The 1306-nt window shown below is 67.5% G+C and carries 2 protein-coding genes; both read left to right on the forward strand.

Going from position 1 to position 1306, the window contains the following annotated elements; genetic code table 11:
• On the forward strand, positions 1-393 hold a 393-nt coding region (locus tag Q7W29_10770; protein MDO9172303.1), incomplete at its 5' end, for a polysaccharide biosynthesis C-terminal domain-containing protein.
• 2 nt (positions 394-395) lie between these two features.
• On the forward strand, positions 396-1306 hold a 911-nt coding region (locus Q7W29_10775), incomplete at its 3' end, for a hypothetical protein (GenBank protein MDO9172304.1).

Below are 1306 nucleotides of genomic sequence, written 5' to 3' on the forward strand. Positions count from 1 at the left end.
CAGGGATCGGCCGACGACACCGCCAGGACCGCGTTCCGCGGCCTGCTGATCGCCTGCACGCTCGTCGCCGTCCCCGTCTTCATCTTCGCGGAATGGATCCTGACGGCCTGGCTGGGGGCACCGTACGGCGATGAATCCGCCAACATCCTGCGGATCCTCCTGGTCGGCTTCGTCTTCAACGCCGTCGCGCAGGTGCCCTATTCGCGGATCCAGGCCCACGGGAAATCCCGGGTCACGGCGCTCGTGCATCTGGTCGAGCTGTTCCCGTACCTCGCCTTGATGATGCTCCTGATCGGCAAGTACGGCCTGATCGGAGCCGCCGCGGCGTGGACCGTGCGCGTGTGCGCGGACTTCTTCGCCCTCCAGTTCCTGTCGCGCAGGCTGGTGAGTTGACCATGCCGTATCTCGTGATCGGCAACGCGATCATCCTGCTGGTCATCGCGGCCGGCCTGCGGCAGCGGCTGTCGCCGTATTCGCCGCTGATGTTGAGCGCGTTCGCGTGGGTGACCGTCTTCGTCAGCGGCCTGATCTTCGGCCACCGGTTCTTCCCGGTGACGGATCGCGTCTTCGTCCTGTGGCTGATCTGGTTCCTCGTCTCCGGGCTCTTCTACTTCTTCGCGCCCGGGCCGCCGCGAGCGGGGCGCGCGCCCGAGCTGCGCCGCCTGCCCTTCGATTACACGCCCATCCTGGTGGTGCTGATCCTGTGGCTGGCCTACCAGGTCCAGTCCGTCGGCAACGCCGGGCCGGTGCAGTTCTTCCTGAACCTCCGACTCTCCTCCAACCAGATCGCCGGGTTCGAGTCCCTCGGGCTCGTGGGTCGGTTCTACCCCCTGGTGTTCGCGCTCTTCCTCTTCGAGCACGTCAACTCCCGCCCCGCCAACCGGCCGCTGCGCCTGCTGCTCTGGTGCTGGATGCTGCTCTACGCGTTCGCGACCATGGGGAAGTTCGCCATCCTCACGCCGGTGCTGGCGTGGGCGGTCGTCAAGGGCACGCGCTGGGTCCTGCCGACGCGCCGGCTGCTCATGCTGGTGCCGCTGCTGGTGGGGATCATGGCGCTGATCCACTTCGTCCGCGACGGGAACGGCCAGCAGCTCCGGGTCACCCAGCTCCTGGGCGTCTACACCTACTCGCCCATCGTCGCGCTGGGGTACATGGAGACGCCGCCCAGCGACCCGTTCGGAGCCCATATCTTCCGCTTCGTCTACGCCGCGGCCCACGCGACCATCGGCGGCGTGGAGCCGGTGCAGGTGATCCAGGAATACGTCGCGGTCCCGCATCTGACCAACGTGTTCACGGCGCTCCAGCC

This window comes from bacterium (assembly GCA_030654305.1).
Taxonomy (GTDB): Bacteria; Krumholzibacteriota; Krumholzibacteriia; order LZORAL124-64-63; family LZORAL124-64-63; genus PNOJ01.